Here is a 19937-nt window from a genome sequence, read left to right on the forward strand (position 1 = left end):
GCGTCAACCATGTTGCAGCCCTGGCCACTTGGCCGCCCGGCGCGCGGTGCCGCGACCTCCACGACCGCCCTCCCGCCCACGCCCGCCGGTACGACCGCAAGTCCGACGGCCTCCGTCTCCGGCTTCCCCGGCTGCTGGCGGGAGGCATCACCAGTGACCGGCGTGGGCCGGTGCCTTCGCGTCAACGATGGTGCAGTCCCGGCCACTTGGCCGTCGGTGTGCGGTGTCGGACCGTCCGGTGGGTGAGAGTGGCCCGTATACGGTCCGGTGTTTTGCGCGGTCGCTCGTACAGGGAAACCCCTATGACCTGAGCCGGCTTCTTGTTCCCTCCCCGCGCATGCCATGACAATGCGCATGACAAACGAGCGGGCGGCCGGAAGATGTCCGGTCGCTCAAGTCGTAAGAGGGGACCCCCACATGAACAAGCCTCTCCTTGCCGCACTCGCCTCCCTGGCGCTGACCGGGCTGGGCGCCGCCCCCGCGGTCGCCGCACCGCACAGCGCGGTCAAGCCCAAGGCGACCGTGGACTTCGCCGGCACCGTCGCGCTCAGCAACTGCTCCGGCTCCGTGATCCGCTTCCCCAACTCGGCCGACACCGACCCGGCGCTCGTGCTGACCAACGGCCACTGCCTGGAGACCGGTTTCCCGGACCCCGGCCAGGTCATCACCGGCCAGTCCTCCAGCCGTACCTTCGGCCTGCTGAACTCGTCCGGCAGCAAGGTCGCCACCCTGCGCGCCAACCAGGTCGTGTACTCGACCATGACGGACACGGACATCACGATCTACCGGCTGACCACCACGTACGCGAAGATCAAGAGCGCGTACGGCATCAGCCCGCTCACCGTGAACGACACCCACCCCACCGCCGGGACGGCCATCAAGGTCGTCTCCGGCTACTGGAAGCGGACCTACAGCTGCAGCATCGACGGGTTCGTGTACCGGCTGAAGGAGGGCGACTGGACCTGGAAGGACTCCGTCCGCTACACCTCGTCGTGCAACACCATCGGCGGTACCTCGGGCTCCCCGGTCATCGACACCGGCACCGGCAAGGTCGTCGCCGTCAACAACACCGGCAACGAGGACGGCGAGACCTGCACGGAGAACAACCCGTGCGAGGTGGACGAGAACGGCAACGTCACCATCCACCAGGGCATCAACTACGCCGAGGAGACCTACCAGATCCCGGCCTGCTTCACGACGGGCAACAAGCTGAACCTCGACGCGTCCGGCTGCGTCCTGCCGAAGCCGTAAGGCCCAGGGCCCCTGGGTCACACCGGGGTGCGGCGGACGGACCGGCCCGCGAGCACGTCCGTCCGCTTCCCGTCCTCGATGACGAACCGGCCGTCGACGAGGACGTACGGGATCCCCGTGGGAAGCCTGCGGGGCTCGGCGAAGGTCGCGCCGGGCGCCACCGTCTCCGGGTCGAAGAGCACCAGGTCGGCCCGGTACCCCTCGCGCACCAGCCCGCGGTCCGGCAGGCGCAGCCGGGCCGCGGGCCGCGAGGTGAGACGGGCGACGCACTCCTCCAGGGAGAGCACCCCCAACTCCCGTACGTAGTGGCCGAGATAGCGCGGAAAGGTGCCGTAGGCGCGCGGGTGCGGCTTGTCGCCCTGGAGGATGCCGTCGGAGCCGCCGGTGTGGGTGCGGTGCCGCATGATCGTGCGGACGTTGTCCTCGTGGCCGACGTGCTGGAGGATCGTCGTCCCGAGCCGGTCCTCGACCAGGACCCGGCGGGCGGTCTCCCAGGGGGCCTCGCCGTGCAGCCGGGCCGCCTCCCGGACGGTACGGCCCACGAGGTCCGCGAGCGCGGGGTCGGCGACGCCGGAGATCTCGATCGTCTCCCACTCCACGGGCACACCGTGGCAGCCGTCCGAGCCGGTCACCTCCAGGTGGTGCCGGATCCGCTCGGCCGTCTCGGGGTCGGTGAGCCGGGCCAGGATCTCCCTGGGGCCGCCCTCGCTCGCCCAGCTCGGCAGCAGCGCGGCCAGCGTGGTGCAGCCGGGGGTGTAGGGGTAGGTGTCCAGCGTGATGTCCGCGCCCGCGTCCAGGGCCCGGTCCAGCAGGGCGAGCAGCTCGGGCGCCCGGCCCTCGTTCACGCCGAAGTTCATCGTCGCGTGGGCCAGATGCAGCGGGCAGCCGGCCGCCCGGGTGAGAGCGACCATCTCGGCGTACGCCTCCAGGGCGCCGGCGCCGTAGGAGCGGTGGTGCGGGCAGTAGTAGCCGCCGTACGACGCCACCACCCGGCACAGCTCGGTCAGTTCGGCGTCCGGGGCGTACATGCCGGGGGTGTAGGTGAGCCCTGACGACAGCCCCACCGCCCCCTGCTCCAACCCCTCCGCCACCAACTGCCGCATCCGGTCCAGCTCTTCGGGGGTGGCCGGCCGGTCCTCCCAGCCGACGACGAGCGCGCGGACCGTGCCCTGCGGGACGAGACAGGCCGCGTTGACGGCGATGCCCCGGTCCAGCCGGTCCAGATACCCGCCGACCGACCGCCAGTCGAAGTCGATGTCGTCGCCGTACCCGTTCCACCCGGTGATCGCCCGCCGCACCTCCTCCAGCGTCCGGTCGTCCACCGGTGCGTACGACAACCCGTCCTGCCCGATGACCTCAAGGGTGACCCCCTGGGCCGCCTTGGCGCTGTGGTCGGGGTCGCGCAGCAGCGCGAGGTCGGAGTGGGCGTGCATGTCGATGAAGCCGGGGGAGAGGACCAGTCCCTCAGCGTCCAGCTCCCGCATGGCGCGCGGGCGCTGGCAGCCGGCCGCCGCGGCCTCCTTGACGATCGCGACGATCCGCCCGCCGTCGATCACCACATCGGCGCGGTACGACGGCTCGCCGCTGCCGTCGACGACGTCGGCGTCCCGGACGACCAGGTCCTCCATGTCCCGCCTCCCTTGTCACCGGCTCCTAGAAGAACGTACGCACGTAGTCGACGACCGTCCCGTCCGCCTCGGCCACCGGGATCAGCTGCCACTTGTCGAACGACGTGCACGGGTGGGACAGCCCGAGGCCGATCCAATCGCCGACCTCGACGTCCGCGCCCGGGTCTGTGCGCAGCCACAGGTGCTGGTCGGACAGGGCGGTCACCTCGATCCCGGTGGCCGGGTGCTCCGTGCCGTTCCGGCGTACCACCTGGACGACGGGCAGGTCCAGGTCGTAGGCGGCGTCCCGCTTGCCCGCGTTGACGAAGGCCTGGTCGGCACAGGGGCGGGAGACGACCTGCGCCCACAGCCGGAAGGCGGGCTCCAGGGCGCCCTCCTCGGGTACCCGGTTGAACGGGGTGAGCCTGCGGTAGTGCACGTCGTCGTGCGAGACGTAGGCGCCGGAGCGCAGCAGCTTCAGGACGGGCAGCGACAGGCCGGGGACCCGGGCGAACACGTCGGCGACGGCGTCGAACCACTCGCTGCCGCCGGCGCTCACCACGATCTCCTCGGCCCCGGCGAACCGCCCGGCCTTGTCGAACTCCACGGCGAGCGCGACCAGCCGTTCCAGCCAGGCTCGCACCAGCTCCGGATCGGCGCCGGGCACCTGGGCCTCGTAGCCCGCGACCCCCACGAGCCGCAGTGTCCGGGTGCCGGCCACGGCCTCGGCGACGGCCAGCGCCTCCGCCTCCGTGCGCACACCGGTACGGGCTCCGTCGCCGGCCCCCAGCTCGACGACGACGTCGACCGGGCGGACGGTCCCCTGGAGCGCCGCGTCCATCAGCTCCACCCCGCGCACGGAGTCGGCGTAGCAGACGAACCGGAAGGCGGGGTCCGCGGCCAGTTCGGCCGCGATCCACCGCAGTGCCGAGGGGTCCACCAGCTCGTTGGCGAGGAAGACCCGCCGGATGCCGAACGCCCGGGCCACGCGCACCTGATGGGGCACGGCGAGCGTGATGCCCCACGCCCCGTGCTCGATCTGGCGGTGGAAGAGCTGCGGTGCCATGGAGGTCTTGCCGTGCGGGGCGAAGGCGAGGCCGTGCCGGGCGGCGTACGTCTCCATGAGCGCCAGGTTGTGCTCCAGGCGCTCGGCGGACAGGGCGAGGACGGGCGTGGTGAAGCCGTCGGACTCGGCGAAGAGGTTGCGGCGCTGGGCGGCCAGCTCGCGGACGGTGAGGCCGTCGGCGTCCGGCGGGAGGCCCTTGAAGCGATGGTCGACGCGTTCCTCGGCCAGCCGGGTGAGCGCTTCGCTGCTCATGGAGCCCCTCTCTTGCCGTTGCATTCTCTGCAACGGTCATTGCGCAGGTTGCTGAATGGTGTCTAGCATCTCGCCGACATCGGGTCAACGGAGCCGTGACCCGGGGATCGGACAGGAGTCATCATCAACGACGCTGCTTACGCCGTGAAGGGTGTGGCCATGGATGTCGTGGACGTGGTCGCGCTCGGCGAGTCCATGGTGACCTTCCTGCCCGGCCGGCCGGGCCGCCTCGCGGACGTGCCCTCCTTCCACCGCGCGATCGGCGGCGCCGAGTCCAACGTGGCCTGCGTGCTGGCCGCCGCCGGGCACAGCGCGCGGTGGGTCGGCCGGGTGGGTGCGGACGGCTTCGGCGACCATCTGCTGGAGCGGATCGCCGGGTACGGCGTCGACGTCTCGTCCGTGTCCCGGGACCCGGCCCGCCCGACCGGCGTCTACTTCCGCACGGCCGGTGAGCGGGGCACGGGCGCGCACGAGGTCGCGTACTACCGGGCGGGTTCGGCGGCCTCGGCGATGTCCCCGGACACCGTGGACCTCGCGGCGGTGCGGGCCGGCCGGGTGCTGCACCTGTCCGGCATCACCCCGGCACTGTCCGCCGGCTGCCGCACCCTGATGCACGCCCTGACGGCACCCGGCCCCGGGCGCCCGGTCCTCTCCTTCGACGTGAACCACCGCCCGGCCCTGTGGCGCAGCGCGCAGGGCCCTCTGACGCTGCTGGACCTGGCCCGCCGAGCGGACATCGTCTTCGTCGGCGAGGACGAGGCGGAGGGGGCCTGGGGCATCACGGGCGGCCCGGAGGCGATCCGGGCGGCCCTGCCGGAGCCGGCGGTCGTGGTGGTGAAACAGGGGGTGAAGGGGGCGACGGCGTTCGGGAACGAGGCGGGCGCACCCCGCGCCGCCTTCGAACCCGCCCCCCGCGTGGACGTCGTGGCGACCACCGGTGCCGGGGACGCCTTCGCCGCGGGCTTCCTCTCCGGCACCCTTCGCGGCCTCCCGCTCAGGACCCGGTTGCGCTGCGGCCACCTCTTCGCCGCCGCGGCCCTCACCGCCCCCGGCGACCTGGCCGCACCCCCCGCCCGGGACCACGCCGACCGCCTGACCGCCCTGGACGACACCGCATGGGGGAGACTTCGACTCGCCCCCGGCTGGACGCAGGCCGAGCGGGCCACGGAGGAGGCGAACACCCCATGAGTCAGACCGTAGACCGCGCCCTGAGCATCCTGCCGCTGCTCGCCGAGGGCCCCGCGGACCTCGGCCAGGTGGCCGACCGCCTGGGCGTGCACAAGTCCACGGCACTCCGCCTGCTGCGCACCCTGCACGAGCACGGCCTGGTCTACCGCCAGTCCGACCAGCGCTACCGCCTCGGCGCCCGCCTCTTCGCGCTCGCCCAGGAGGCGATGGAGAGCCTCGACATCCGCGAGATCGCCCACCCCCACCTCGCCCGGCTGAACGAGGCCTGCGGCCACACCGTGCACCTCGCCGTGTACGAGGAGGGCGAGGTCCTCTACATCGACAAGGTGGACAGCCGCTACCCGGTCCGCATGTACTCGCGGATCGGCAAGCCCGTCGCCATCACGGTCGCCGCCGTCGCCAAACTCCTCCTCGCCGACCTGCCCGAACCCGAGCGCCACGCCCTCGCGGACAAGCTCGACTACCCCCTCTACACGCCCCGCTCCACCCCCGATTCCACAGCATTCCTGCGCGAGTTGGACAAGGTGCGCGAACAGGGCTGGGCCACCGACCTCGGCGGCCACGAGGAGTCCATCAACTGCGTCGCCGCCCCCATCCGCGGCGCCGACGGCCGGGTGGTCGCCGCGATGTCGGTGTCCGCGCCGAACGTGGTCGTCACCGCCGAGGAACTCCTCACCCTGCTCCCGCAGGTCCGCCGTACCGCGGACGCGATCAGCGGTGAGTACTCCGGAAGAACGCCAGTGGCCGACCCCGAATGACAGACAAGGACCGTGCATGACCGAGAAGACCGCCCTCACCCCGAAGACCCACACCACCCCGCCCGCCCGGTTCTCCCACGGTGTGAAGAAGGGCAACATCCTCCAGGTCGCCGGCCAGGTCGGCTTCCTGCCCGCCGAGGACGGCAAGCCCCCGACGCCCGCCGGCCCCACCCTGCGCGAGCAGACCCTCCAGACCCTCGCCAACGTCAGGGCGATCCTCGAAGAGGGCGGCGCGAGCTGGGACGACGTGATGATGCTCCGCGTCTATCTGACGGACGTGGACCACTTCGCGGAGATGAACGAGATTTACGACGCGTACTTCGAGAAGGAGAGCCTCACCCAGCCGGCAACCGCCCGTACGACGGTGTATGTCGGTCTCCCCAAGGGGCTGCTGATCGAGATCGACGCCCTTGCGGTACTCGACTGATTGATCGCAACTCGAACTCGTGACCTTTTCGCGGTAATGCCGTTGATGAGATCAAAGAGCTGACGGGGAGGGGACATGAGGGAAAGCGCGGCGCGCGACCGCGGTTGCCGTGCGCGTCTTTCTCTCACAGCGCCCCAAGAGGTAGGGCTCGACCAGCAGGCGCCCGCCGCAGGGGCGCTGTGGGAGCACCTCTGGCAGAAGGAGAAGAGGGATGCCTCGTGATACGGGCGTACAAGTTCCTCCTTCGTCCCACTACGTGCCAAGAGCAGGCTCTTCGGGACCAAGCAGGCCACCTTGCGCCGCCTGGACAAGGCGTTCCAAGCCTTCTTCAAGCGGGTGAAGGCTGGTCTGACGCCCGGATACCCCAGGTTCAAGGGCGTCGGGCACTTCGACACCGTGACCTTTCCCAAGGACGGGGACGGGTGCCGCTGGGACTCCACCCCGCACGACGCCCGGACACGAGTACGCCTGCAAGGCGTCGGGCACATCCGGGTGCACCAGCACCGCCCGGTGCGCGGCAGGGTGAAGACGATCAGCGTCAAGCGCGAGGGCAGGCGCTGGTACGTAGTCCTCGCCTGTGACGAGGTGCCCGCCGAGCCGCTTCCGGCCACGGGCAGTATCTGGGCATCGACATGGGCACGGTGCATTTCTTCACCGACTCGGGCGGAGTGCACGTCGAGAACGCGAAGTTCCTCGATGCGATGGCCGATGAGCTGACCACTGCCGATCAGCACCTTTCCACCTTCCCCAAGCGCACCAAGCGCCGCACGAAGAAGCACCGCGCCGCCGCACGGAAGGTTGCCAAGCTGCACGCCAAGATCCGGCGCCAGCGTCTCGACTACCACCACAAGCAGGCTCTCGCCCTCGTCCGTGAACACGACGTGATCGGGCACGAGAAGCTGAACACAGCGGGAATGACCAAAGCGCCCGCGCCCAAGCCGAACCCTGAACAGCCCGGAGTGTTCCTTGCGAACGGTGCCGCCGCGAAGGCCGGGCTCAACAAAAGTATCCTCGACGCGGGTTGGGGACAGTTTCTCGGAATCCTGGCGCAGAAGGCTGAGAGTGCCGCTCGCCGAGTGATCCCGGTGGACGCCCGCAACACCTCCCGCACGTGCCCGCCGGAGATAGGCGGATGCGGGCACGTCGCGAAGGAGAACCGCGTCAAGCAAGCAAAGTTCGAGTGCGTCAGTTGCGGCCTGGTGGGAAACGCCGACCGCGTAGGCGCCTTGAATGTCCTACATAGGGCCGGGCTGGTCCTCTGCGCGGAGGCGTAGCCACCGACGTAGGAAGCCCGCCGCCTATAGCGGTGGGTGGAGTCACCTTCGCCTCGCATGTCAACGGCGGTGCCCGCGCGCGGAGCGCGCTGATGGATGCAGCTGGATGGTCGCCAAGTACTTCGGCATCAGCGAACGGGACACGCTGCGGACGTGGACGGTGCTGGAGTCGGTCCTGTCGGTGGCGGGCTTCGCGGTGGCGGCGGCGGTGAGCGTGATCGTGTGAACGTGACGTGAGTGAACCCGGGGATGAGTGGGCTGACTGGTTCCGGCACAGGGAAGTCGTCCATACTGCCGCCGTGGAGCAGCGCATAGGAGCGAGCAGCAAGCCGTCCGAGGCCGAGCCGTTGAAGGCCGAGCCCGTGACGGGCGCCGGTTTCGACCCGGCGTTCATCCCCGGCCTCACGGCCCCGGCCCCGGCACCGGCCGCGTCCGAGGAGCCGGAACCGCGGGATACGAAGGCGGTACCGGCAGAGCCGGAGGACGCGGAAGCACCCGCCGCGAGCGCGGGGACGGCCGAGGAGACCGAAGAGCCCGCGGACGACGACGGCGCGGACGACGGCTCGGACGGCGGCCCGGTCTTCGAGGCCGCCGACCGCCGCGCGAAGATCGTGGCCGACCGCAAGGGCGTCCATCTCCGCCTGGACGAGGAGTCCTGCGCATTCCGCTGGGACGAGATCGCCGCGGTCGAGACGGAGTCCCCCCGCTTCGGCAAGCGCTACACCATCACCGTGCACACCCCGGACCGCCGCTGGTACCCCATCGAGATCGAGGCGACGGCAAGGTCTCGCTTCAAGGAGTGGGACGAGCAGCTGGACGCGGTCCTGGACGCGTACTTCGAGGGCGACTAGTCGCCGACCAGCTGCTCGCCACCGGGCTTCCGTGCCCGCCTCAGGCGTTCGGGGCCGCGGCCTCCAGTTCGGTGATGCTGCCCGACATGATCGTGCGTACGTGCTCGGTGATGTGTTCCGCGGGCCAGTCCCACCAGGCCACTGCCAGCAGCCGGGCGATGTCCCGGGCGTCGTAGCGGGTGCGGATGAGGCGGGACGGGTTGCCGCCGACGATGCCGTAGTCGGGCACGTCACCGGTGACCACGGCGCCGGAGGCGATGATCGCGCCGTGTCCGATCCGTACGCCGGGCATCACCGTGGTGCCGTGGCCGAACCAGACGTCGTTGCCCACGACGGTGTCCCCCCGGTTCGGCAGGCCGGTCAGCAGGTCGAAGTGGTCGGCCCAGGAGCCGCCCATGGTGGGGAAGGGGAAGGTCGAGGGGCCGTCCATGCGGTGGTTGGCGCCGTTCATGATGAACCGCACGCCCGTGCCCAGCGCGCAGAACTTGCCGATGATCAGCTTCTCCGGCCCGTAGTGGTAGAGCACGTTGCGCGTCTCGAACGCGGTCGGGTCGTCCGGGTCGTCGTAGTAGGAGTACTCCCCGACCTCGATCAGGGGGGACTTGACCAGCGGCTTGAGCAGCACGACCCGCGGCTGCCCGGGCATCGGACGAAGGACGGTCGGGTCGGCGGGTACAGGCATGGGGCTCGGCTCCTCGGCGGTCGATGGCCAGTGACCGGTCCATGATCGCGTTGCTCGGGTGCTCATGGCTCACGGCAGCGCGTGCACATGCGCTCCCACGGCGTTCGACCACGCGTTCCCCGCCGATGCGTCCCAGTTCGTGGACCAGGTCATCGCGCCCCGCAGGCCGGGGTAGGTCCTGGCGGGCTTGAACGAACCGCAGTCGGTGCCCGCCGTCAGGCAGTCCAGGGCGTTGTTCACCACGGAGGGCGACACATAGCCGCTGCCCGCCGCGCTGGTCGAGGCCGGGAGGCCGAGGCCCACCTGGGACGGGTCCAGGCCGCCCTGGAGCTGGATGCAGGCGAGGGCGGTGAGGAAGTCGACCGAGCCCTGGCTGTAGACCTTGCCGTCGCAGCCCAGCATGGAACCGCTGTTGTAGTACTGCATGTTGACGACCGTGAGGATGTCCTTCACGTTCAGCGCGGTCTGGAAGTAGGAGTTGGACGTCGACTGCATGTCGATCGTCTGCGGGGCCATCGTGATGATCAGGGACGAGCCCGCCTTCGCGGAGAGGGACCTCAGTGCCTGTGTCATGTACGTCGCGTCGAGGCCGTTCTCCAGGTCGATGTCGACGCCGTCGAAGCCGTACGTCTGCATCAGCGCGTACACCGAGTTCGCGAAGTTCGCCGCCGACGCCGAGTCGCTGATCGACACCGTGCCGTTCTGGCCGCCGATCGAGATGACGACCTTCTTGCCGGCCGCCTGCTTGGCCTTGATGTCCGCCTTGAACTGGTCGACCGTGTAGCCGCCCAGGCCGGAGGAGTCCAGGTTGAAGGTCACCGCTCCCGGTGTCGACGTCGCGTCCGCGAAGGCCACCGCGATGATGTCGTACGACGACGGGACATCCGACAGCTTCTGCACCGTCGCGCCGTTGTTGAAGTTCTGCCAGTAGCCCGTCACCGCGTGCTTGGGGAGGGGGCCGCCGCCACTGGTTCCGGAGGACGACGTGGTGGCCGTCACCGACGCCGACTTGGCCGACTCGCCCGCCGGGTTCGTCGCGGTCACCTGGAAGGTGTACGACGTGGCGGCGGTCAGGCCGGTCACCGTGGCCGACGTTCCGGTCACCGCCGTCACCTTCGTGCCGTCGCGGTAGACGCTGTAACCCGTCGCGCCCGAGACCGGGGACCAGGAGAGGGAGACCGCGGAGGAGGTCGTGGAGGAGACCGTCAGGCCGGACGGTGCGGACGGCACCGTCGGGGCCGGGTCGCCGCCTCCGCCGCCGTCGGGGCCGTAGACCGAGACGTCGTCGGCGTAGTAGGCCGCCTGGCCGTACCAGCCGTGGGTGTAGACCGTGACGGAGGTCGTGGAGGCGCCGGTGGTGAAGGTCGTCGACAACTGCTTCCAGGACGTGGTGTCGGGGGTCCATGTCGAGACGTCGGTCGTGCCCGTGCCCGTCACGCCCAGGTAGGAGTAGCCGCCCTGGACCCACGCGCTGAGCGTGTACGTCGAGCCGGGCTTGACCGCGACCGTCTGGGTGCACTGGGCGTCGTCCTGGCCGGCGGGCGTCGCCTTCAGCGCCGAGGAGCCGGAGTGCACGGGGGAGGAGACGGTCGTACCGCTGCCCGCCGTGCAGGTCCAGTTGGTCAGGCCCGACTCGAAGCCCGCGTTCTTGACGTTGTTGACGTCCGCCGCGGAGGCCGGGCCTGCGGCCGCGGTGAGGCCCGCGACGGAGAGGGCGAGGGCGGTGGTGGCGGACCACAGGGAGATTCGCCGTCCGCGGGGTCTGGGTATGCCTGGTGCGTGGTCCACTGGGGCCTCCGGTGGGGAGTTCGGCGTGCCGGCTCGGCGGGGAGGAGGGAAGGAAGGAGGGGGAGGGAAACGGCGATCAAGGGGAGAAGTGGCCACCGTTGGCGTACAAGTTGGTCCAGACCAATCAGGGTGTCAAGAGGTCCAGACCAAATGCGTTTCCGTATACCCGCTCAACCTGTCCGGATTTGCCGGGACTTGTTCCGAGCGAGTTGCACATGAGCTTCACAAACGCTGTTCTCCGGCCATTCGGCCGTGGATACAGTGCTCACGTAGTCACGCAGTGAAGTCGTTGCGGTGTACGGGAGTTACTCCGGTGGGCCGGCGAGTGTGAAGAACGGGGAGCTGCGCGTGCCAACTGCCATTGCCGTGACCAGTGCCGACATGGCACTGCCGGCGCAGGACGAACGGACCATGCCGGCCGTCGTGCTGAGCGGCCTCGACCAGCGGCCGCTGGAGCACGCGCTCACCGAACTCCACACCCTGACCGAGCAGTACGGCTACCTCGTGGTCGTCTGCTCCCGGGCCACTCCCCAGCCCGTCCTGCGACGGCTGCACACCCTGCGCTCGCTGCTGGAGAGCGACCGCATCGCATTCTTCCGGCCCGAACTGCCGCCCCTCGGCGTCGCCGTGATCGCCCGCCAGCTGCGCCAGCTCGCCTCCTGCGATCTGAGCCCCGGCGTGCTCGCCTCCGCCGGACGGCTGCTCACCCACTACATCCACGCCGGCGCCGTCCTCGGCTCGGTGGCCCGGCTGGACCGGGTGCCGGTCGGGCTGAAGGCGCACGCCAAGTCCTGGATGCCCGGCAGCCAGTTCGCCGTACTCGCGCATCCGGAGCCGCAGCTCGTGCGCACCGCACCCGGCGCCACCCTCAAGGGGCCCGACTTCAACACCTGGATGCTCGTCGCCAGAGCGCAGCAGGCGCAGGGCGACTGGGTGGCCGGGCTCGCCGGGCAGTGGAGCGTGCACGGGCTGCGCGAGGTCCCGCTGCCCGCCGAGTCCCCCGTGTGGTGGGGGACGGGCCGCATGACCGAGTTCTGCAGCTACCTCGCCGATCTGTCCGTCCTGTACCAACTGGTCGCCTCGGTACGGCAGACCAGCTGCCACTGGTGCGGCCTGGACGTCATCGGCGACCGCTGTGTCTTCTGCTCCGCCACCCCGCCCGTCCATGAACCCGCCCCGCCCCGCGCCCTGGAACAACGCACGCCCGCCTGACCCGACCGCACCTGATCCACATCCCGCCCGACCGATTCCCCCAATGAGGTTGCACGGCTCATGAACTCCCGTCAGCGCCGCGGCGTGATACTGCTGATCCTGTCGGTCCTGTGCGCTCTCGGCGCGTTCGCCGGTGTGCTCTCCGTCGTCCACAACGCGAATTCCAAGGTCGGTCCCGAGGTCACCGCCTATCGGGTCAGGTCCGACGTCAAGCCGTACACCACGCTGGACACGGGCCAGTTCGAGAAGATCGAGATGCCCAGGCGGTGGCTGTCCGGCAACGCGGTCACCGATCTCCGCCAGATCCAGGGCAAGATCGCCGTCACCACCCTGCGCGCCGGATCCCTGCTGCAGACCGACATGATCGTCGACCAGCCCGCCCTCCAGCCCGGACAGCAGGAGGTCGCCATCATGATCGACGCGGCGACGGGCGTCGCAGGCAAGATCACCCCGGGGGCGCGCGTCAACGTGTACGCCACCTTCCAGGGCAAGAAGGACGGCGACCCCGACCAGTCCAAGATCATCGTCACCGACGCCCGGGTCCTCGACGTCGGCCGGATCACGGCCCTGGACCCCGACAGCAGCAAGAACCAGCAGCAGCCCACCGAGGCCGTCCCCATCACCTTCGCGCTGTCCACCCTCGACGCCCAGCGCATCACCTACGCCGAGTCCTTCGCCCAGCGCGTCCGGCTGGCGCTGGTGGCCCCCGGCGGCGAGACCAGCGTCCCCGACAAGGACCGCACCTACGAACTCGCGACGGACAAGTGAGAGGCGGCCCGCATGCCCACCAGGATCCTCCCGGCCGGCGCGGACCCCGACGCCGTCCGCTCCCTCGTCACCCTCCTCAGCCAGCTCCCCGACGCCGAGCCGCAGCCGCCGGTCGGCGACTCCACCCAACTCGTCGACACCCTCGCCCGCCTCGCCGCCGAGTCGGTGGACGAGCTGCCCGAGGTCGTGGTCGTACACGAGCGGATCGGCCCGGTTCCGGCCCTGGAGCTGATCCGCGAGGTCGCCCTGCGCTTCCCCGCCGTCGGCGTCATCCTCGTCACCACCGACGCGAGCCCCGGCCTGTTCTCGGCCGCCATGGACTCCGGCGCCCGCGGCCTGGTCGCGCTTCCGCTGTCGTACGAGGAACTCGCCAGCCGGGTCCAGGCCGTCGCCCAGTGGTCCACCGGCGTACGGCGCCATCTCGGCCACGGCGCCGACGTGTTCGGCGGTGCCGGCGGTACGGTCGTCACGGTCAGCGGCGCCAAGGGGGGAACGGGCGCCACCCTGGCGGCCATCCATCTCGCCCTCGCCGCGCAGGCCTCCGGCCGGACGGCGGCCCTGGTCGACCTGGACCTCCAGACCGGGGACATCGCCTCCTACCTCGACATCCAGTTCCGGCGGTCCGTCGCCGACCTCGCCACGATCACCGACATCTCGCCCCGCGTCCTCGCCGACGCCGTCTTCCGCCACGACACCGGACTCGCCCTGCTCCTCGCCCCCGCCGAGGGCGAACGCGGCGAGGAGGTCACCGACCGCGCCGCCCGCCAGATCGTCAGCGCCCTGCGCTCCCGCTACGAGGTGGTCGTGGTGGACTGCGGCGCCCAGCTCAGCGGGGCCGGCGCGGCCGTGGTGGAGATGGCCGACACCGCCCTGCTCGTCACCACCCCGGACGTCGTCTCCGTACGCGCCGCCAAGCGGACGGTACGGATGTGGGACCGGCTGCAGATCCGCAAGGCCGAGGAGACGACGGTGGTCGTCAACCGGCATACGCGGAGCACGGAGATCCAGCCCGCGCTGGTGCAGCGCATCACCGGGACCGCGCTCGCGCGTACGGCCATTCCCGCCAATTTCAAGGAACTTCAGGCCGTCGTGGACGCGGGGCGGGTCCACGAGCTGGACAGCAGGAGTTCCGTGAAGCAGGCGCTGTGGGGGCTCGCCGGGGAGCTGGGGCTGGTGAAGGCGGGCGAGGGGGCGCATCGGGGGAGCGGGCGCGGCTCGGGTGGATTCCGGCGGCGGAAGGAGTGAGCGGGAGTGAGCGGGTGATGAGACGGCCCGGTGGGGACCGGGACCGCGACCGCGGGCAGGTGAGCATCGAGTTCCTGGGGATGACGCCGCTGATCATCCTGACGCTGGTGCTCGTGTGGCAGGCCGTGCTGGTGGGGTACACCTTCACGCTGGCCGGGAATGCTGCGGACGAGGGGGTGCGGGCGGGGACGGCGGCGCCACAGGGTGCCGCACGTCAGGCGGCCTGCTCGGCGGCCGGGATGAAGCACCTGTCGGCAGGGTGGAAGGAGGACGCGGCAGTGGACTGCAGTCCCTCCGGCTATGTCACGGCCGACGTCTCCCTGCGGGTCCCGGTCCTCTTTCCCGGGCTGTTCTCCTTTCCCGCCACCGTGCACGGCCACGCCGGCGCCGTCGAGGAGGTGAAGCACTGAGATGTCGTACCGGCACAAGCGGCGGGACGCGGGCCAGGTCGCCATCGAGTACCTGGGGTTCATCCCGGTCCTCCTGATCGTGGCCATGGCCGGCATCCAGATCGGGGCCGTCGCCTACGCCGCCGAGCAGGCCAGCACGGCGGCCCGGGCGGGGGCGCGGGCGGCCTCTCTGGAGCAGGACGCGCAGCAGGCGTGCTCCGAAGCCGTCAGCAGCGTGATCACGGTGAAGTGCGACCGGAGAGCGGGAGACGGCTCGGTCACCGTCACCGCCACCGTGGGCATCCCCCAGATCGTCCCCGGCTGGCACTTCGACCCCGCCGTCAAGTCCGCCACCATGCCGCTCGACCACTAAGCGAGGAGCCATGAGTCTGCGGGCACGCATCAGTACTCCGGAGGAGCACGGCAGCCGGGGCGAGGACGCGCATCTGGTCGCCTCCTACCGGGCCAAGCTGCTGGAGGAGATCGACCTCGCGGAGATGAGCGCCCTGGCCGCCGCCGACCGGCGGGCGCGCCTCGAGCGGGTGCTCGGGCACATCATCAGCCGCGAGGGCCCGGTCCTGTCGACGGTGGAGCGCTCGCAGCTGATCCGCCGGGTCGTGGACGAGGCGCTCGGCCTCGGCATCCTGGAGCCGCTGCTGGAGGACGCGTCGATCACCGAGATCATGGTGAACGGCGCCGACGCGGTCTTCGTCGAGCGCGGCGGACGCGTGGAGCAGTTGCCGCTCCGGTTCGCCTCCGCCGACCAGCTGATGCAGACCATCGAGCGGATCGTGTCCACGGTCAACCGCCGGGTGGACGAGTCGAATCCGATGGTCGACGCCCGTCTCCCCTCCGGCGAGCGGGTCAACGTCATCATCCCGCCGCTGTCGCTGACCGGCCCGATCCTCACCATCCGCCGCTTCCCGCGCTCCTTCACCCTGCAGGAGCTGATCTCCTTCGGCTCGCTCGACGAGCACATGGTGTATCTGCTGGCAGGGCTGGTGCAGGCGAAGTTCAACATCATCGTCTCCGGCGCGACCGGCACCGGGAAGACCACCCTGCTCAACGCCCTCTCCGGGCTCATCCCGCACCACGAACGCATCATCACCATCGAGGACTCCGCCGAACTCCAGCTCCAGCAGACGCATGTGGTCCGCCTGGAGGCGCGGCCGCCGAACGTCGAGGGCAAGGGCCAGGTCACCATCCGCGACCTGGTCCGCAACTCCCTGCGCATGCGCCCGGACCGGATCGTGGTCGGCGAGGTCCGCGGCGGTGAGTCCCTCGACATGCTCCAGGCGATGTCCACCGGTCACGACGGTTCCCTCGCCACCGTGCACGCCAACAGCGCCGAGGACGCCCTGACCCGGCTCCAGACCCTCGCCTCCATGTCCGACGTCGAGGTCCCCTTCGCAGCGCTGCACGACCAGATCAACAGCGCGGTCGACGTCCTCGTCCAGCTCACCCGGTTCGCCGACGGCGCGCGCCGGATCACCGAGATCGCGCTCCTCGACAGCCACGGCGGGGAGCCGTACCGGATCGCGACCGTGGCCCGGTTCGACGCCCAGCCCATGACCCCCGACGGCCGTGTGTACGGCGCCTTCCAGTACTTCCCGCTGCCCCGCCGTACCGCCGACCGCCTCTACATGGCGAGCCAGCCCATCCCGCAGGCCTTCGGAGTCGCCCACACGGCGGACCAACTCACCACCCGAGAAGCCAGGTAGGACCAGGACCATGGAACTCCGCACCCTCGTCCAGCTCACCACCGGCGTGGCGCTGCTGACCTGCGTCCTGGCGGTGGCCGGCGTGCACGTCTACGCCTCGGGCCGGGCCCAGCGCGCCGCCCTCGTGGACCGTCTCACGCACACCGGCCCGGTGCCGGCGACCGGCCGCAGACGCCGCTTCCGCGACCTGGACCGGCGGCTGCGCCGCACCCGCCTCGGCCGCTGGCTGCAGCTTAGGCTGGCGGCGACCGGTCTGGACGTCACCCCCGGCGAGTTCTTCGTCTCCATGCTCGCCGCCGTCGCCGCGCTCTGGCTGATCGGCCAGGCCACCCTGGCCCCCTTCTTCGGCCCGCTCGCCGGAGTGCTCGGCATCTGGGCGGCGGTACAGTTCCTCAACTGGCAGCGCCAGAAGCGCATCGAACGCTTCATCAACCAACTCCCCGAACTGGCCCGCATCCTGGCCAACGCCACTCAGGCGGGCCTCGCCCTGCGCACCGCGATCGGCATGGCGGCGGAGGAGCTGGAGGCCCCGGCGGGCGAGGAACTCGGCAAGGTCGCCGACCAGTTGGCCATCGGCCAGTCCCTGGACGACGCGCTGGGCGAGCTGGCCGACCGGCTCCCGTCCCGCGAGCTGGTCGTCCTGGTCACGACGCTGGTGCTGTCCAACCGGGCGGGCGGCCAAGTGGTCTCCGCCCTGCGGAACCTGACCGAGACGCTGGAGGAACGCAAGGAGACGAGACGCGAGGTCCGCACCCAGCTCTCCCAGGTGACCATGACCTCGTACGCCGTCCCCGTCCTCGGCGTCGGCGCGCTGTTCCTGATGAACGGCGTCAAGCACGGCGCGCTGGAGCGGATGACCGGCTCGCCGATCGGCCAGGCCTGTGTGGTCATCGCGTTCGCGATGTACGCCGTCGGCTTCGTCCTCATCCGCCGCCTGAGCCGGATCGACGTCTGAGGGGGGCGCGGACTCCATGGCATTCCTGCTCGCGCTGCTGATGGGCCTCGGCGTCTGGGGCGCCTTCACCGGCATCCGCATGTACCGCGCGGACGCCAGGCTCCCCGGGGACCTCGCCGTCGCCCTGGAGGTCGGCGCCACCCGCACCGGTGCGGTCGGCTCGGTCATCGACCGCATGGGCATGCGCTACGCCCCCGCCGTGCTGCGGCTGATGGGCCCGCGCCTGGTCGCCAAGTACCGCCGCAAGATCGACCTCGCCGGCAACCCCGGCGGCCTGACCATCGACCGCTACGCGGCCCGCCGGGCGGTGTACGGCGCGCTGGGCGTGGTCGGCTTCCTGGTGTTCCTGCTCCGCGGCCAGTGGTTCGTGGCGGTCTTGTTGCTGCTCTTCGGGGCGTTCTGGACGGAGGTCGGCATCTGGTCGGCGATCCGGGTCCGCAAGGACGTCATCGAGCGCACCCTGCCGGACTTCCTGGACGTGCTCGCGGTGGTGGTCAGCGCGGGGCTCGGCTTCCGCCAGGCCCTGGACCGCGTGGCCTCCCGCTACGAGGGCCCCTGGGCCGACGAACTCCGCATCACCCTGCGCCAGATGGACCTCGGCATGAGCCGCCGCGAGGCCTTCGCGGAACTGCGGCGCAGGAACGACTCCGAGCAGGTGGCGATGTTCGTGACGGCACTGCAGCAGGGCGAGGAACTGGGCGCGCCGATCGTCGACACGCTCGTCTCCCTGGCCAAGGACATGCGCCGCACCGACGCCCAGAACGCGCGCCGCAAGGCCGCCCGCGCGGTGCCCAAGGCCACGCTGATGATCACCACGTTCATGGTCCCGGCCACGATGCTCCTGCTGGGCGCCGGCCTGATCCTCGGCTCCGGCGTGGACTTCGGTTCACTCACGGGGAAGTGAGACGGGGATGGCGGTGACCGGGGTGACGGGACGGAGCAGCGGGGCACTTGGTGCGTGGTTGCGGGGGCGGGGCGGGGCGTCTGCCGGTGCGTCGCTGGCGGGGCGGGAAGGGGCGTCTGCCGGTGCGTCGCTGACGGAGCGGGGTGGGACGTCTGCCGGTGCGTTGCTGAGAGGGCGGGGCGGGAGGTCTGCCGGTGCAGGGCTGAGGGGGCGGAGCGGGACGTCTGCCGGTGCGGGGCTGAGGGGACTCACCGGCCGGTTCGCGCGCCGTGCGACAACGGGCCGGGCGAGCACGACGTCCGGCACAGCGGCGGCCACCACGCCCGAACCCTCCATGAAGATCCAGGTCAGCGCGCTGCAGGCGATGTGCCGGCAGGTCTTCGGCTTCCGCCTGGCCATGATCGCCCTCGCCGCCCCCGCCGCCCTGCTCCACGCGGCCCCCGGACTGGGCGTCCGCCTGGTCGGCGGGGCCGTGGTCGTCACCTTCATGGCGTCCTACGTCCTCTTCCGCGACTGGGAGCGCTTCGGTCCCCTCCTCCTGCGCCACCCCAGCCTGCTCGCCGCCGACACCCTCGTCGGCTCCCTCCTCCTGATCTCGGCGGGCCCGGACACCACCCTCGCCTACGTCAGCGTCTGCACCCCGCTGCTGGCCGGGCTGGTCTACAGCTGGCGGGGCGCGGCCTGTTTCGCCTCCCTACAGTCCCTGATCCTGCTGCTGGTCCACGCCACCCTGAAGGCCGACCGGCACGCACCCGTCGCCGAGGCCCTCCTCCTGCCCGGCCTGTGCGTGATCGCCGGTGCCATGGGCTCGACCCTGCGCAACCTGATGCTCCGCTTCGGCGCGGCGACCCAGGCCCTGACGACGGTCCAGGCACGCCTTGCGGCGGCGGAGGCGGTGAGCGCGGAACGCGCCCGACTGGCCCGCGAGATGCACGACTCGGTGGCCAAGACCCTGTACGGCGTGGCCCTGGCGGCGGACGGCCTGGCGGCGACGGCCTCGACGGAGGCTCCCGATCCGGCCCGCATCAGGGCCCAGGCGGACCTGGTGTCCCGCTCGGCGCGCAGGGCGGCGACGGAGTCACGGGAGCTGCTCAGGGACCTGCGCCAGCAGGCGCCGCCGGACGGGGCGGAGGACGTCCCGTTCTGGCCGGAACTGCACGCGTACATCCGGGACTTCACCTCGCGTACGGCGTTGAACACCACGTGCGTACTCCCGCCCCCGAACACCCTCGCCGCCCTCCCCCCGCTCCCCGCCCCCCTGGCCCGCCACCTGCTCTCCATCACGGCGGAGGCGCTGGAGAACGCCCACCGCCACGCGTGCGCGACCGAGGTGGACGTACACGCGGCGGTCCACGGTGAGCTGCTGCGCCTGACCGTCCACGACGACGGCCGAGGCCTGCCGGCCGGCACCACGCTGGACGGCCTGCGCGCGTCCGGCCACTTCGGTCTGCTCGGCATGGTGGAACGGGCCGCACAGATGGGCGCCCGGATCCGTATCGGCAGGGGCGGACACGAACGGGGCACGGAGGTACGCGTGGAAGTTCCCCTGTCCGCCCTGAACCACTCCGCGACCGCACCCGCAGAACCCTGAGAGGAGGC

At 71.0% G+C, this 19937-nt stretch carries 18 protein-coding genes and 2 pseudogenes; 16 read left to right on the forward strand and 4 right to left on the reverse strand.

The window, feature by feature from the left end; all coding sequences use genetic code 11:
- Positions 1 to 417 precede the first annotated feature (417 nt).
- Positions 418 to 1251, forward strand: coding sequence for a serine protease (locus AB0L75_RS23820; RefSeq protein ID WP_365184077.1), 834 nt, complete (start codon positions 418 to 420; stop codon positions 1249 to 1251).
- Between the two features lie 17 nt (positions 1252 to 1268).
- Here the strand turns inward: AB0L75_RS23820 and AB0L75_RS23825 are convergent, their stop codons facing one another.
- Positions 1269 to 2879, reverse strand: coding sequence for a D-aminoacylase (locus AB0L75_RS23825; protein WP_365184080.1), 1611 nt, complete (start codon positions 2877 to 2879; stop codon positions 1269 to 1271).
- Positions 2880 to 2904: 25 nt separating this feature from the next.
- The gene (locus AB0L75_RS23830; protein ID WP_365184083.1) at positions 2905 to 4176 is read right to left on the reverse strand and encodes an amino acid deaminase; all 1272 of its coding nucleotides are present in this window, start codon (positions 4174 to 4176) and stop codon (positions 2905 to 2907) included.
- A gap of 159 nt (positions 4177 to 4335) precedes the next feature.
- Between AB0L75_RS23830 and AB0L75_RS23835 the strand changes: the two genes are divergently transcribed.
- From AB0L75_RS23835 to AB0L75_RS23860, 6 genes and pseudogenes are all read left to right on the forward strand, one after another.
- On the forward strand, positions 4336 to 5364 hold the full coding sequence (locus tag AB0L75_RS23835) for a sugar kinase (protein ID WP_365184086.1): 1029 nt from the start codon (positions 4336 to 4338) through the stop codon (positions 5362 to 5364).
- The gene (locus AB0L75_RS23840; RefSeq protein ID WP_365184088.1) at positions 5361 to 6122 is read left to right on the forward strand and encodes an IclR family transcriptional regulator; all 762 of its coding nucleotides are present in this window, start codon (positions 5361 to 5363) and stop codon (positions 6120 to 6122) included. Before AB0L75_RS23835 ends, AB0L75_RS23840 begins: the two co-directional genes overlap by 4 nt.
- Positions 6123 to 6138: 16 nt before the next feature.
- Complete coding sequence (locus AB0L75_RS23845; protein ID WP_365184090.1) at positions 6139 to 6549, forward strand: RidA family protein; 411 nt, start codon at positions 6139 to 6141, stop codon at positions 6547 to 6549.
- Between the two features lie 279 nt (positions 6550 to 6828).
- Positions 6829 to 7823: pseudogene (locus tag AB0L75_RS23850) on the forward strand (transposase); the annotation flags it as partial.
- A 91-nt stretch (positions 7824 to 7914) separates the two neighbouring features.
- Positions 7915 to 8049 (forward strand): annotated as a pseudogene (locus AB0L75_RS23855) (hypothetical protein); the annotation flags it as partial.
- 73 nt (positions 8050 to 8122) lie between these two features.
- On the forward strand, positions 8123 to 8674 hold the full coding sequence (locus tag AB0L75_RS23860; RefSeq protein ID WP_365184092.1) for a hypothetical protein: 552 nt from the start codon (positions 8123 to 8125) through the stop codon (positions 8672 to 8674).
- A 40-nt stretch (positions 8675 to 8714) separates the two neighbouring features.
- On the opposite strand, the gene AB0L75_RS23865 is transcribed toward AB0L75_RS23860, so the two are convergent.
- Together AB0L75_RS23865 and AB0L75_RS23870 are read right to left on the reverse strand one after the other, a co-directional pair.
- Positions 8715 to 9356 (reverse strand): CatB-related O-acetyltransferase, encoded by a 642-nt coding sequence (locus tag AB0L75_RS23865; RefSeq protein ID WP_365184095.1) that lies wholly within the window; start codon positions 9354 to 9356, stop codon positions 8715 to 8717.
- Between the two features lie 69 nt (positions 9357 to 9425).
- Complete coding sequence (locus tag AB0L75_RS23870; RefSeq protein ID WP_365184098.1) at positions 9426 to 11144, reverse strand: glycoside hydrolase family 18 protein; 1719 nt, start codon at positions 11142 to 11144, stop codon at positions 9426 to 9428.
- A 381-nt stretch (positions 11145 to 11525) separates the two neighbouring features.
- On the opposite strand from AB0L75_RS23870, the gene AB0L75_RS23875 reads away from it, so the two are divergent.
- From AB0L75_RS23875 to AB0L75_RS23915, 9 genes are all read left to right on the forward strand, one after another.
- Complete coding sequence (locus tag AB0L75_RS23875; RefSeq protein ID WP_365184279.1) at positions 11526 to 12356, forward strand: hypothetical protein; 831 nt, start codon at positions 11526 to 11528, stop codon at positions 12354 to 12356.
- Between the two features lie 60 nt (positions 12357 to 12416).
- Positions 12417 to 13124 (forward strand): Flp pilus assembly protein CpaB, encoded by a 708-nt coding sequence (gene cpaB / locus AB0L75_RS23880; RefSeq protein ID WP_365184100.1) that lies wholly within the window; start codon positions 12417 to 12419, stop codon positions 13122 to 13124.
- 12 nt (positions 13125 to 13136) lie between these two features.
- Positions 13137 to 14369, forward strand: a complete 1233-nt coding sequence (locus tag AB0L75_RS23885; RefSeq protein ID WP_365184101.1) for a P-loop NTPase — start codon at positions 13137 to 13139, stop codon at positions 14367 to 14369.
- Between the two features lie 17 nt (positions 14370 to 14386).
- Positions 14387 to 14779: a TadE family protein gene (locus tag AB0L75_RS23890; RefSeq protein ID WP_365184104.1), complete on the forward strand. Its 393-nt coding sequence runs from the start codon at positions 14387 to 14389 to the stop codon at positions 14777 to 14779.
- Position 14780: 1 nt separating this feature from the next.
- A complete protein-coding gene (locus AB0L75_RS23895; RefSeq protein ID WP_365184107.1) occupies positions 14781 to 15131 on the forward strand; it encodes a TadE/TadG family type IV pilus assembly protein in 351 nt (116 codons plus the stop codon).
- Between the two features lie 10 nt (positions 15132 to 15141).
- Positions 15142 to 16479, forward strand: a complete 1338-nt coding sequence (locus AB0L75_RS23900; protein WP_365184109.1) for a CpaF family protein — start codon at positions 15142 to 15144, stop codon at positions 16477 to 16479.
- Between the two features lie 10 nt (positions 16480 to 16489).
- The gene (locus AB0L75_RS23905) at positions 16490 to 17434 is read left to right on the forward strand and encodes a type II secretion system F family protein (protein ID WP_365184111.1); all 945 of its coding nucleotides are present in this window, start codon (positions 16490 to 16492) and stop codon (positions 17432 to 17434) included.
- 16 nt (positions 17435 to 17450) lie between these two features.
- Positions 17451 to 18338 (forward strand): DUF5936 domain-containing protein, encoded by an 888-nt coding sequence (locus tag AB0L75_RS23910; protein ID WP_365184114.1) that lies wholly within the window; start codon positions 17451 to 17453, stop codon positions 18336 to 18338.
- 334 nt (positions 18339 to 18672) lie between these two features.
- On the forward strand, positions 18673 to 19929 hold the full coding sequence (locus AB0L75_RS23915) for a histidine kinase (protein WP_365184116.1): 1257 nt from the start codon (positions 18673 to 18675) through the stop codon (positions 19927 to 19929).
- The last annotated feature ends 8 nt before the right edge of the window (positions 19930 to 19937 follow it).

It is taken from the genome of Streptomyces sp. NPDC052101, assembly GCF_040680235.1.
Lineage (GTDB): Bacteria > Actinomycetota > Actinomycetes > Streptomycetales > Streptomycetaceae > Streptomyces.